Origin of the sequence: Pontiella desulfatans (genome assembly GCF_900890425.1) — a bacterium.
Lineage (GTDB): Bacteria > Verrucomicrobiota > Kiritimatiellia > Kiritimatiellales > Pontiellaceae > Pontiella > Pontiella desulfatans.
The window spans coordinates 483,953-497,026 of sequence record NZ_CAAHFG010000002.1 but is presented as its reverse complement, the minus strand read 5'-3'; the positions used below and the strand labels follow the sequence as shown (position 1 = coordinate 497,026).

At 58.2% G+C, this 13,074-nt stretch carries 7 protein-coding genes; 4 read left to right on the top strand and 3 right to left on the bottom strand.

The features are described from left to right. Window positions 1–124 precede the first annotated feature (124 nt). The 3 genes from E9954_RS17755 to E9954_RS17745 all read right to left on the bottom strand — a co-directional run bounded on the left by E9954_RS17755 (window position 125) and on the right by E9954_RS17745 (window position 4,340). The gene (locus tag E9954_RS17755; RefSeq protein ID WP_222847222.1) at window positions 125–2,095 is read right to left on the bottom strand and encodes an alpha-amylase family glycosyl hydrolase; all 1,971 of its coding nucleotides are present in this window, start codon (window positions 2,093–2,095) and stop codon (window positions 125–127) included. Window positions 2,096–2,109: 14 nt separating this feature from the next. After that, window positions 2,110–3,222: a hypothetical protein gene (locus E9954_RS17750; protein WP_136080634.1), complete on the bottom strand. Its 1,113-nt coding sequence runs from the start codon at window positions 3,220–3,222 to the stop codon at window positions 2,110–2,112. Between the two features lie 305 nt (window positions 3,223–3,527). Continuing rightward, window positions 3,528–4,340: a PaaX family transcriptional regulator C-terminal domain-containing protein gene (locus tag E9954_RS17745; RefSeq protein WP_168442368.1), complete on the bottom strand. Its 813-nt coding sequence runs from the start codon at window positions 4,338–4,340 to the stop codon at window positions 3,528–3,530. Window positions 4,341–4,507: 167 nt separating this feature from the next. Between E9954_RS17745 and E9954_RS17740 the strand changes: the two genes are divergently transcribed. From E9954_RS17740 to E9954_RS17725, 4 genes are read left to right on the top strand one after another with little or no spacing between them, the layout of a single operon-like run. After that, complete coding sequence (locus tag E9954_RS17740) at window positions 4,508–7,177, top strand: alpha-amylase family protein (RefSeq protein ID WP_136080632.1); 2,670 nt, start codon at window positions 4,508–4,510, stop codon at window positions 7,175–7,177. Next, entirely contained in the window at window positions 7,164–9,023 is a 1,860-nt protein-coding gene (locus E9954_RS17735) for an alpha-amylase family protein (protein WP_136080631.1), read from the top strand. The genes E9954_RS17740 and E9954_RS17735 overlap by 14 nt, the downstream gene beginning before the upstream one ends. 27 nt (window positions 9,024–9,050) lie before the next feature. Continuing rightward, on the top strand, window positions 9,051–10,283 hold the full coding sequence (locus E9954_RS17730; RefSeq protein ID WP_136080630.1) for an MFS transporter: 1,233 nt from the start codon (window positions 9,051–9,053) through the stop codon (window positions 10,281–10,283). A gap of 30 nt (window positions 10,284–10,313) precedes the next feature. Next, on the top strand, window positions 10,314–13,031 hold the full coding sequence (locus E9954_RS17725; protein WP_136080629.1) for a 4-alpha-glucanotransferase: 2,718 nt from the start codon (window positions 10,314–10,316) through the stop codon (window positions 13,029–13,031). Window positions 13,032–13,074: the final 43 nt, after the last annotated feature.

The window sequence follows — 13,074 nt, the reverse complement described above, 5'->3', positions numbered from 1 at the left end:
TTGTAAGAAAAACTGAGCGATACTACTCGATATCTCTTGGTCGGGGGTTCAAGTCCCTCCGAGCCCACCACCTTTTTCTCAAACCAGAAATGATGAGTGTGCTTTTTGGGTTCAGCATTCCGATCTAGGGACTGGCCAGCGAGAGGTTGTCGATGATGGCCGTTGCGAGGGTGCCGTTTTCATGGCTGGTTACGGCGAGACCGGCCGTGGCGCGCGGGGCCATGCCGATGGTTTGCCCGGCGCCAATCTGCCGCCATTTGCGGCCGTCCTGCGAATAGTGGGCCAGGAATGTATTGCCCATGCGCTTGAGGCCGACCCAGCATGGGGCTTCCACGCCACCGACAACCACCGAATGGGTGCGGTCTCCTTCGGCGGTGCGCCACTGGAAACAAAGGCCGTTGGCGGGGGTGGCCAACACGGCGGCGTTCGCCGCGGATGCATGGTGCCCATCGCGGATCATGATGCCGGCCTTGGCCCATGGGTGGGTATGGTCCAACCGGCCAATCCGCGCGATTAGGGCGGCATCGCCCTCCACCTGCGTGGACGCATAATGGAAGGCATCCTCGCCCCCCTCGATGTCCGCGCCGGAAGCGGTGACCGTATAGACGCCGTCCACCTGCATTGCGCTCCCCTGCGCGCCCGTTCTTCCAATATCTTGGTGCGCCCAGGGCTCCGGAAGTTCCGTTGCGACGGAATAGACCACATACCCGCGCGGGGGCACCTCCAGGATGGCGCACCCCATATCGTTGCAGCGGATCGCTTCCGGCTGCCGGTTGCGCCCCTCGGCATAGGAATACCATGCATGGCACGCCAGGGTCTTGTTCCAAAGAAAACGGTTGCGGGTGAACACTTTTGCATGGCGCACCTCGTGGGGATGGTTGTTGATGGCCACGAGATAGCCGGGCGCCAGAGGCCCTCCCGAACGCGTGCCATAGGCCAGCAGGTTATCGTCGTCGGCCTTCAGCAGCTGGATATCGGGCTGCCCGCCGCCCAGCGCACCACGCACCCACACGAGGGGTTTGATGCCGTTTCCGGGCTTTCCCCCGGCCTCCGCCAGACCATAGTTGAAGTAATCCTTCCAAAAGATGCAGGGGTAGCCCTGGTAGGTGAGGATGAACGCATAGGCGAGCAGGGTGTTGTCGACAATGGATTCAACATGCGCATCCTTGTCCGTATCGTGGTTGGCGACAAAGGTTACGGCTTGCGCCGGATGTTTCGCGGCTAAAACCTTGGAGGGATCCACCAGTTGCCGGATGTCTCCCTGGTGGTTGAACACCTGCGCCATGGTGTAGAAAGCGGGAAAGTCGAATGCCGCAGGACAGGCCGACTCGGCGAGATATTTTTCAATGAAAGGGATATCGCCCCAGCATTCGAGAACCGAGTAGGCAGCGCCCGCGCCTTGGATGAATTCCTTGAGATAGGGGGGATTCACCCCCTTAACGTAGTCCAACCGCCAACCGCCATCGAAGCCCGCGTTGGCAGGATCGGCCAGCCAGCGCCCCCACTGGATCAGGTCAGGACCGGCCGTGCCCGAATGGCAGACATCGGGGAACCCCTCGAACGGCCCCGCATCGGCCTGCTCACGACTCGAAGGGTGGAACTGATCGAAGCGCCAGGTGCACCTTCCACTCGCCACCCCGCTGAAATCGGTCCATGTGGTTGCTCCATCCAGGTTGGGGTTGGCTTCCTCCCCCCCTCCGGCCCGGTGATTGAGAACGATGTCGGCCATGCAGGCGATGCCCAGCGAACGGTAGCGGGCAATGGCGCTTTTCAATTCGTCCTGCGTACCAAACCGCGTGGCGGTGGAGCCCTTCTGGTGGTATTGGCCGAGGTCGTAGTAGTCGAACGGGTCATACCCCATGGAATGCCGTCCGGCATGGCTTTTCTGGGGAGCGGGAAACCAAATGCGGTCAATGCCGTATCCACCATGCATGTAGCGAAGCTCGGAGGCCTTGGCCGCCATGGTGCCGTACCAGTCCTCCGGGCAGTCCCAGTAGAACCCCTGCATCATGACACCCGCGCCACCCTGCGCGGCACCAATGAAGAAAGCCAGCAACAGCGCAACGGCTGCCACCGGCTTCCTTCGCTCCCTCACGGCCCCTTCCATTCCTACAGCGATTCAACCCGCAAGGTCGCAAATGCCGCGGGATCGGTCGTGGGAACATAGTTGGTTACCGTCACCAAGTCGCCCCACAAATGCACCGGGGGCAACTCGACAAACCCATTGGTTTCCCATGCGGCGGTAAGGTTATCGGCCAGCACCAGACTGTAGTCAAGGCCGTAGGCCGCGGCGACTTCATCGTTGTAGCGTGTATAGACATACACCAAACCTTGGGTGCTATTCCCGAGGAATTCAGGCGCGCGGTACCCGCCTTCATCGTAGGTTGGATTTCTGCCGACTGAAAACTCAAGCAGGTTTTTCATCGTGTCGCCGTCCGGGTCGGCATCCATGGCTGCATCGGCTCCGCTTAGGTTGTATTGATTCGTCCACGCGGCATAGTGGTCGAAGCCGGGGGTGTAGGAGACATCGAAATTATTGAAGTAGATATCGCTCCATTGATCACTGGATACACCGTCACTAAACAATTGGATGCTGCTCATCTTGCCGGCATAGGTTCCCGTATCGGAATCTGTGATGCCGCCCGTACGCGTAGCAGTCCAGGTGCCTCCGGCGGCACTCGTTTGCTCAAGAACAACATGATATTGCGTGTCGTCGCTGTGTGCACTGCCAATATTAGTTCTTCCACCATCGACATTGTCGACAAAGGTGCCGTCATCCCCCCCCACTTCGATCAGAAAAATAGGTGTGCTGTCGTCCTCACCACGCACCCGGAGACCTTTCCATCCATTACGCCAATTGACATCAAAGTCAAACGAGAAGTTTTGCCCCGCTTCCAGGTCGGTGTTCAGATACCGCAACACTTCGATGTATCCACTGGTTCCGTCGGCATTCATGATACGGAACGACCTTGCGCTTGTATCAATGTTGTTGGTGGCATACCACCCACCGTTATTGGTCGCGCTACCTATACCAATACGGTCAACGCCATTGGTTGCCCAATAGCCCATCACCCATGCACCGAATCCATACCCGCCGTTGTCGTAGTTTTGCCACCCGTCGGCATAGGCGGGGTCTGAAGCGTCGTCGTGCGCCGAGCCAGCCATCACGGAACCGGCCAGCACGATCGAGAATCCCAATGTCCACATTTTATTTTTCATCATCGCTCTCCTTATTCATCCTTGCTTCCAACTTGGTTCTTCCGAGCCGCATTTCTTCCCGTACTGATGGCTGTAGGTTGGCAGAGATGCAGAAAACTGTCTAGCTAGCCAGGGGGCTAGTTTTTGGAAACAACCCCCAGCCAAAGCGCCGACTCGGGCACCGCCCCGCCATCCGAACCATTCCATTCAACATCCCCACACCTCGCAAACGAGTTGGCCCGGTGTTTTGAATGCAGTCCAGCCAGCCACAGGGATGGCATCTCCCCCGCCCCGGGTGACATCCATTTGCACGATCGCGCAAATGGATGTCACCCCGATAGCCTTGTGCGAATTTCCTCCGCGAGCTTCCGATGCAGGGAATAGGCTTCGCGCCCCTTGTAGTCGCGGGGAAGCAAATCCCCCGGCAACAGGGGATCGAACAGGAAAGCACTACGGAAAGCCTCGAGCTCGACCGACACCAGCCCCAGCAGCTCCTCCTGCCCGAACGACACCCCACCACGCAGAACATCCAGGTTTTCGGTGCAAAACCCGCAATAGCGGCTTTGGATATCGTATAGCCGATCCATGTCCCACGATTCCCAAACCACCTTTGCCGAAGGCATCCCCAAAACGGTTTTCGCCTCGAACAGGCAGGCGAATGCATCAACTGCGGCGGCTTCCTCCAAATCGGCATACTCCGGCCGGATGTCGTGCGGCGTGATCCATACGCTCTTCTGGAAGCAACCGAGCCGCATCCTTTTAAGAAAGGCACGCAGCGTGTTGCGGTAGGCTCGGTCGATTTCCGGAACGTCGAAAACCAGGAGATACCAAATGCCGTTCCACTTCCGGTTCCACCATCGTTCCGGCCGTGCATAGTCCGGCAGCGATTCCTCCCCCACCTCCGAAATTGCCAACAACGGCGTATCCAGACCTTGCCGAACAACCGTCAACCCCTGCTTGGCAAGCCGGTTGATCGCACGGTTGCGCGCCTTGTTGTCCGGCGCGGTTTCGTTCCGCATGACCGCATGCATATGGTGTAGCGACATATCGCCAAGAAACTCCAGGGTTTCCAGCAGCTCCTGCCCGATGCGCCGACGCACCAGGGGCAACGAAATATCGGGATGGTGAAATGCGCACCACATGTCAAGAGGGTGACATCCATTTGCACGATCGTCAATTTGGATGTCACCCTGATCCATCTTCTAACCGTTCGGCTAGCTAGGAAAAATCCGGCCATCTGGTATACACACAGTCGGTTTACTGCAAACCTGTCGTTCGAGAATGCCCTAGGAAAGGAATGTGCCCTGTCATGATGAAAAGAATGCTCATTGGTCTTGCCTGTTGTGTTCCGACCCTGCTGCTGGGGGCCGGGGTGCTGGAGGTTCGGGCGCCCGGCTATAATTTCCAGAATGCGGAATACACCACCAGCCATGTCTTCATCGACGAGGTGGCCGGCAGCACGGCGGACCTTGAAATCCTTTTCGACCTGATGGCGTTCGGCAACATTGCCGATGTGGAAGTTTTCTCGAACCTGAACCGGCGCGATCTCGCCCGCACCGACAAGGATGGCGACGGCTATGCCGACGGCATCGTTCCCTACCCCGGCAACTCGATCACCGATTCCGCCGCCGACACCGATCCGGCGACCGGTCATTACTATATTCCGATCAACATGACCGACGGCGACTCGAACGGGATATACGAGCTCACCATCCCCGCATCGAAAACGGGTGCCTATCGCCTGACCGCCCGCTTCAAGTGCGGTGATGCCATCGAGGAAAACAGCTACGACCCGAACAACTGGATCTGGTACGGGCTGCGCGATCACGCCATTGTTGTCTCCCCGTCCGATGCCCGCAATATCCGGCTTTATGAACTCAACGTGTTCAATATCGATGCATCCGGCGACACGTTTGCGCAACGCTCCACCCTTGAGGACCTCCACGACGCCCCCGGGGCCGCGCAGGGCAGCTCCGAAAACTGGAACCTGCACTATCTGAAGAGCCTGGGCATGAACTGGCTCTGGTTCCAGCCCATCCACCCCAACGGAATCGACGGGCGCGAACCCAGCGACGGATGGGGAGGGTCGGGCGCGCCCTACGATCCCGGCAGCCCCTATGCCGTGAAAAACTTTTTCGCGGTTAACGAACTCATGACCGTTGATTATCATGGCACCAACACCCTTGCGCAGAATCGCGCCGCATCCATGGCGGCCTGGGTGAGCTTTGTTTCCTCGGCCGACACCGAACAAGTGGGCATCATGCTCGATGCCCCGTTCAACCACACCGCGTTCGATGTCGAGCTCGCGCAGCAGGGCGTGGATCTGTTCCAGCCCGATGGGGCAAGCTGGTCGCCGTATGACGAGATTCGCAATCGCGATGCACGCTTCTTTTCGTCCGACGGCAACTATGGCAACCGGGCTTCGTCCGCCGCCAACATTGCCGCGGGGCCCGACCGCTACGACTTCGGCAAATGGAACGACGTGAAGGATGTCTTCTTCGGACGGTACGACGCCCTCGTGGAATACGACGACGGCGCCGGCGGCGCCGAATACGAAAGCTACAAGAACGAGGGCGACTGGTTCGACTGGTCCGATGCGGACTGGACTTCGCTCGACTTCACCCAGGGCGGCCAGCAGCGGAACCTCACCCGGCGGGTCTGGGACTACTTTGCCGAATACGCCATCCATTGGTTGGAACAGACGCGCCCCTCCGGGCAAAACCGCAACTCGCTCCCGTCCGACGGCGATGCCTCCGCGCGCTATGCGTGGGACCAAAAGGGCATCGACGGCCTGCGCTGCGACTTTGGCCAGGGGCTTCCGCCGCGTTGCTGGGAATACATCATCAACGTCGCCCGCAGCCATAAATGGAACTTTGTGATGATGAGCGAATCGCTCGACGGCGGCGCGGTGACCTACCGTTCCAACCGGCACTTCGACATCCTCAACGAAAACATTGTCTTCCCGCTCAAGTCCGCTTCCAATGCCGGGGACTACCGCAACATCTTCGAGGATCGGCGCGCCGCCTACGGCCAGGGGCTGGTGCTGCTCAACAACACCTCGCACGACGAGGAGAGCTTCGCGGATCCGTGGGAAGGCGTGGTACGCTCCGCCGCCTGCGGCATGATCGATGGCTCCACCATGGTCTTCCCCGGCCAGGAGCTGGGCATTTCCACCAGCTATGGCTATGACCACTACGAGACCAACTTCGGCAAGAACGTCCCGCACTTCAAACGGTGGAATTCCATGATGCCGATCTGGACCGACACCAACTTTGGGAACGACCAGCTCTTCCCGGTCTACTCGGGCATCCAGCAGGCGCGCGCTTCCAGCCCGGCCCTGCGCAGCCCGAACCGCTGGTTCATCGATGGCGACGGTTCCAACGGAAACATTTTCGCCACCGCGAAATATGAGGAAGCCCATGCCTCGCCAACCACAAACGATGTGGTGCTCGCCTTCGCCAACCTCGACCGCAACAACGTCCAGAGCGACAACTTCAAGATCCCGGCAGGGCTCGCCCCCCTCCTTGGTCTGGAGGATGCCCGGCAATACAACGTCGTCAACCTCGCGGCCTATGACGAAAGCACCCGCAGCATCTTCCTATGGGGTTCGTCCATGAGCGGTGCCGCTCTGAAGGGCACTGGCTTCTTCGTTTCGCTGAACAAGGTTCCGACGGTCGATGGCGATTGGGCAACGGCCCCCTACGAAGCGCAATACCTGAAGCTGGTCGACGTGACCGATCCGCTTGAAGTGGAAATCGACAGCGTCGAGGCCATCGCCTCCAGCGTGGTCGTGTCCTGTGCGGCGACACCGGGTTGGTATTACCATCTCGAAACGCGCACCAACCTGCTGGGCGGCGCATGGACAACCGTGCAATCCAACGTGAAGGCCAAGGGAACCAGCTTGACCCTGACGCATGAAGGGGGCCTTGCCCCGGATGAAAGATTCTACCGTGTACAGGTATCCTATGTGGAGCAGTAGGCACAAACCCCTGGGGGCTGTTCTTCTCGCGGGAAGCGTGGTTGCCTGCGCATCGGCGGAAACCAGGCCAATCCATGAGGGCAAAGTGGTGGTCTACCAGGTTTTCACCCGGTTGTTCGGCAACCGGAACACCACCAACAAACCGTGGGGGACGATCGAGGAGAACGGGGTCGGCAAGTTCAACGACTTTACCGATGAGGCGCTGGCAGGAATCCGGGAATTCGGCACCACGCACATCTGGTACACCGGCGTGCCGCACCATGCCGTTGTGCGCGACTACACCGCCTTCGGCATTTCCAACGACGACCCGGACGTGGTGAAGGGCCGCGCGGGTTCACCCTATGCGGTGAAGGATTACTACAACGTCAACCCCGACCTTGCGGAAGATCCGGCCAAGCGGCTGGAGGAATTCAAGGCACTCGTGGACCGCACCCACCGGCAGGGGATGAAAGTGCTGATCGACATCGTCCCGAACCACGTCGCCCGGGCCTACCATTCCACCACCAGGCCCGGTGTTGACTTCGGCGCCGATGACGACACCAGCGAGACCTACCGGCGCGACAACAACTTCTACTACATTATCGGCGAGTCCTTCCGCGTCCCACAGGGCACGGTTCCGCTCAACGGCGAAAAGCACCTGCTGGCGGATGGCACCTTTGACGAGACGCCGGCCAAATGGACGGGCAATGGATCGCGGCTGGCCCAACCGAATCCGGACGACTGGTTTGAAACCGTCAAGATCAACTATGGCGTTCGCCCCGATGGCACGCACGATTTCCCCGCCCTGCCAGACCCGTTGCGCGGCGCGGCATTCGGGGAACACGCCCGGTTCTGGAAGGGAAAGGATGTTCCCGACTCGTGGATCAAGTTCCGCGACATCGCCCTCCACTGGCTCGGCTTCGGTGTGGACGGTTTCCGTTTCGACATGGCCGGCATGGTGCCGGTTGAATTCTGGAGCTACTTGAATTCTTCCATCAAAATGAAGAACCCCGATGCCTTTTGCCTGGCCGAAATCTACAACCGGGAACAATACCGCAACTTTATCGAACTCGGCCTGATGGATGCCCTCTACGACAAGGTTGATTTCTACGACACCATGAAAAAGATCATGCAGGGCCATGCGCCGGCATCCGACCTGCTGCCGATCATCGAGTCGCTTGGCGACATCGATCCGCACATGCTGCACTTCCTTGAAAACCACGACGAGCAACGGATTGCCAGCCCCGGTTTTGCGGGCACCGCCGCCATGGGCGGACCGGCCATGACCGTCTCGGCGCTGGTCGGGCGCGGCCCCACGTTGCTCTACTTCGCGCAGGCACTCGGCGAAACGGCCGACCAGGATGCCGGTTTCGGCAAGGCAACGCGCACCACCATCTTCGACTACTGGGGCCTCGCAACCCTTGGCCGATGGGCCAACCACGGGGCCTATGATGGAGGGTTGCTGACCGATGCGGAAAAAACGCTTCGGCAACACTACACCACCCTGCTCTCCTTCAGTGCCAACAGCGATGCCCTGAAGGGCGAGTATATGGATCTGCACCGGCACAACCTGGCCCATGCCGGAAACTACAGCGAAAAACTATTCTCCTTCGCGCGCTGGTCGGCCCAATCCAATGTTGTGGTACTGGCCAGTTTCGACCACACGCAAACCGCCGAGGTTGGGCTGCGCCTGCCGGAAGAGCTCATCCAAAAATGGAACCTTCCGGATGGCACCTATCGACTGGAAAACCTTTTCCGCAACACACCTGGCAGCCTCGTGGTGGAAAACGGGCGCGGAGCCATCCGGACCACGCTTGCCCCGTTGGAATCGCAAGTCTATGTTTTCAACCACGGCACCAGCCGTTAACCCAATGATCAATGAAGGAGTCCCTGCATGAGCCATGAAACCGAGAACAAGGAAAACAGATTGATTTTTTCAACCCGGATCGACATTCGCAAGGCGATACTCATTACCTTCATCGCCTTCCTGTTTGCCGGATTCCAGGCGGCCATATACGGGATGACCACCGTACCGGTGTCTGAATTCTTCGGCAAGGATTCCTCGATGATTGTCTTTTATGATTCGTTCGGGATGTGGGGACAGATTCTGGCCATGGCCACCGGAGGAATGGTTATCGCCAAAATCAAGGGAAAGAACACGCTGATGCTGGCCGGTCTCATGATGCTGGTCGCATCGTCGCTGATTGCCCTCTTCCCCGTTCTTCCGGTCTATATCTCGATGTCGTTCATCTGCAACATGGCGATCGGGTTCGTGCTGGTGTCGTGCTACTACATGACGATGGGGACGGTGCGCGAAGAGGGCGAAGGCGAAGGGAAGCTGGCCATTCTCAACGTCTTCTTCAGCGCCGGCTTCATGATCAGCCCGATCATCAACGGTTTCGTGATCGACGCCACGTCCTGGCGCACTGTTTTCGGGCTGATTGCCGGCCTCTTCATCATCTTCGTCATCATGCTGCTGGTCATGAACATCAGCGAGATTTCCGACAAGGAAGTGAACGCCAGAAACGAAGAAAAGCAGCGGGGGAAAAAGGAAAGCTTCATGTCGCTTCCGCTTGTCCTGACCGCCGTCGCATTTTTCCTGTTTGTCTATGTGGAGCAGATCATGAACAACCTGAACCAGCCGCGCATGCAGCAGGACCTGGGCTTCAACATCAAGCTCGTCGGCGCATTGGTCACGACCTATGCGTTGTCCCAAATGTTCGGTCGGCTTGTGTTCGGCAAGTTCCTTCTGCCGAAAGTCCAGACGCATAAATACATTATCACGTCGTCGTTGTTGTTCGGGGCATTCATCCTAACCTTCGTCAAGCTCACCCACCTGTATCCGGTCATCTTCTTCATGGTGCTGCTCGGCTTGGCCAACTCATGCATCTACCCGGCCATTCTGGGGTATGGCCTCGACCAGATTGGGCACGCGAGTCCGCAAGCGACCTCGTTCATCATCACGTGCGGGTCGATCGGCATTCCGGTCGGCACCGGCATGTCGGGGTTGCTTGGCGTACACTTTGGCCGGGCGAACGCCATGCTGGTCGGTCCGGTGCTTCTTGTTGTGGTTGCGCTTTTAATCGTTGTGGTAAGACGGATGGCCGCAAAACAACCGGCCGCGTAACGGGCCCTTAACCCCTGGAACAATCAGCCTATGAAAATCAACTTCCGCATCCATTACCACACGATTCCCGGGCAGCACATTTGCGTGGGCGGACCGGCCAAGGCCCTGGGGAGCGGGGACGCTTCCAAGGCCGTTAGGCTAACCCCGATCAACGACGGCAACTGGTCCGCTACGTTGGACATCCCGGCAAGCGCCACCCCATTGGAATACACGTATGGTGTTTTGGATGAACAAGGAAACTGTCGCTGGGAATGGGGCGGCGGGAGAAAACTCAAGGTTGCGGAACCCACCCCGCCGGTGGTTTTTGCGCACGACCAATGGCGCTCCCCCTCGGGCGAAGAGCGGATCATGTATGGCGCGGCCTTTCGAGAGGTTCTGCTGAAACCCAATGCAGGCCACCGGGCCACCGGTTCGGAATCGAAACAGGCCTTGCGGTTCAGCATATCGATGCCCCGTATCGGACCTCGCTACCAGGCGTGCGTGCTGGGCAACCAGGCGGCACTCGGCCTCTGGGACCAAACAAAACCGCTTTTGCTCGCGTGCGGAAATGATTTCCCCGAATGGGCCGGCTCCATCGACGCCGCCGGCCTTTCGCTTCCCATCATCTATAAATATGGAATCTACGATACGCAGAAGAAGATGGTCGCAACGATCGAAGACGGTTTCGACCGGCGAATCGATGCCCTGCCGGAAAAGGACCCTGAATATCTGTTCATTCAAGCCGACGAATCCTTCCGGTATCCACTGGGCAATTGGAAGGGAGCGGGAGTCGCCGTTCCGGTGTTTTCATTGAGAAGCGATGCGAGCGCCGGGATCGGCGACTTTGGCGACCTGATCGACTTCATTGACTGGGCCAAGCAGGTCGGCATGAAAATGGTGCAGCTCCTCCCGCTCAACGAAACCGTTGCATCGCACAACTGGCTCGATTCCTATCCCTACAAATCCATCTCGGTCATGGCGCTCCACCCCATTTACATGGACCTGCGCCAGGTCGGGGCACTGCACGACAAAAAATTGATGGGCGAAATTTCGGCTCGGTTGATGGAGCTCAATGCCGAACCACATGTGAGTTTCCCGGACGTTCACCGAATCAAATCCCGGTACTACAAACTGATTTATGATCAGGAAAAAGATGCGACCTTTGAGCGCAAAGACTACAAGGCCTTCTTCAGGAAAAACAGGGAGTGGCTGATTCCCTATGCGGCGTTTGCCTACCTCCGGGACAAGATGAAGAGTCCTGACTTCAGGCAATGGAAGGAATACGGCACATACGACAAGGCGGCCATCGAGCAGCTATGCAGCAAGGAATCCGAAGCCTGGGACGACATCGCCGTTCACTATTTCATCCAATACCATCTTGATAAACAATTACGCGCCGTCTCTGCGCATGCGCGCGCGAATGGAATTGTGCTGAAAGGCGACATTCCGATTGGCATAAGCCCCGACAGTGTTGAGGCCTGGACGGAACCCCACCTCTTCAACCTTGGCGCGCAAGCCGGGGCCCCGCCCGATGACTTCGCCATCAAGGGGCAAAACTGGGGCTTCCCGACCTACAACTGGGAAGCCATGGCCAAAGAGGACTTCTCATGGTGGAAGAAGCGCCTGCATCACATGGGGACCTATTTTGACGCCTACCGCATCGACCACATCCTGGGCTTCTTCAGAATCTGGGAAATACCGCTCGATGCCGTTGAGGGTGTGCTGGGATATTTCAAGCCCGCCCTGCCCATGGCCACCCGGGAAATTGAACGGTTCGGGATTGGCTTCGATCCCGAACGCATGGCCTCACCCTACATCCGCGAGCCCTTGCTGCATGACCTGTTTGGTGAATCCACCGGCGAGGTGATTAAGACGTTTCTAGAACAAACAGATGCCGGCGGATACCGGATGAAAAAGGAATATGACTCGCAACTGAAAGTAAACCGGCACTTCCTGAAGGGCATCGAAGAGGAAGATCTGACCGACGAAAACCGGAAGACCCGGGATGGATTGTTCGATCTCATTGCAAACGTGTTGTTCATTCAAACCGGATGTGACGAGTGGCACCCAAGGATCTCGCTTCATTCAACGTCATCCTACGCCGAGTTGGATGCGCATACGAAACAACAGCTCGACCAGCTCTATATCCACTTCTTCTACAAACGACATGATGAGTTCTGGCATCACAAAGCCATGGAAAAACTACCGGCGATCCTGTCTGCCAGCGACATGCTGGTTTGCGGCGAAGACCTGGGCATGGTTCCCGGTTGCGTTCCACCCGTCATGGAACAACTGGACATCCTAAGCCTCGAGATCCAGCGCATGCCGAAAGACCCGAAGGTGGAATATGCCCATCCATCCGATGCACCTTATCTCTCGGTCTGCACGACATCAACACACGACATGCCGACCATCCGGGGCTGGTGGGAGGCCGACCGGGAATCCATTCAATCGTTTTACAACAACGAGCTGGGCCTGCACGGGACCGCTCCATATTTTGCCGAGCCATGGGTTTGCACGAAGATCATTGCCCAGCACCTTCATTCGCCGGCGATGTGGACCACGTTCCCCGTTCAGGATTTACTGGCCATGGATGGCGACCTCCGATGGGACGAGACGCACGAGGAGCAGATTAACCAACCCAGCAACGTACGGCATCAGTGGAGGTTCAGGATGCACCAAAGTATCGAGGAATTGAAACAAGCAACCGGCTTTAACCAATCGCTCCGGGCTTTGATCGGCGATGCCGGCAGAGACTCCGATTATTAAAAGCACGCTCACCACAGTGGTAAAACACAAATCCGTTGAGGTT

Bases quoted from the DNA above. Each gene is read 5' to 3' on its own strand.
- E9954_RS17750 (WP_136080634.1), bottom strand. From the start codon at position 3,222: ATGATGAAAAATAAAATGTGGACATTGGGATTCTCGATCGTGCTGGCC.
- E9954_RS17745 (WP_168442368.1), bottom strand. From the start codon at position 4,340: ATGTGGTGCGCATTTCACCATCCCGATATTTCGTTGCCCCTGGTGCGT.
- E9954_RS17740 (WP_136080632.1), top strand. From the start codon at position 4,508: ATGATGAAAAGAATGCTCATTGGTCTTGCCTGTTGTGTTCCGACCCTG.
- E9954_RS17735 (WP_136080631.1), top strand. From the start codon at position 7,164: ATGTGGAGCAGTAGGCACAAACCCCTGGGGGCTGTTCTTCTCGCGGGA.
- E9954_RS17730 (WP_136080630.1), top strand. From the start codon at position 9,051: ATGAGCCATGAAACCGAGAACAAGGAAAACAGATTGATTTTTTCAACC.
- E9954_RS17725 (WP_136080629.1), top strand. From the start codon at position 10,314: ATGAAAATCAACTTCCGCATCCATTACCACACGATTCCCGGGCAGCAC.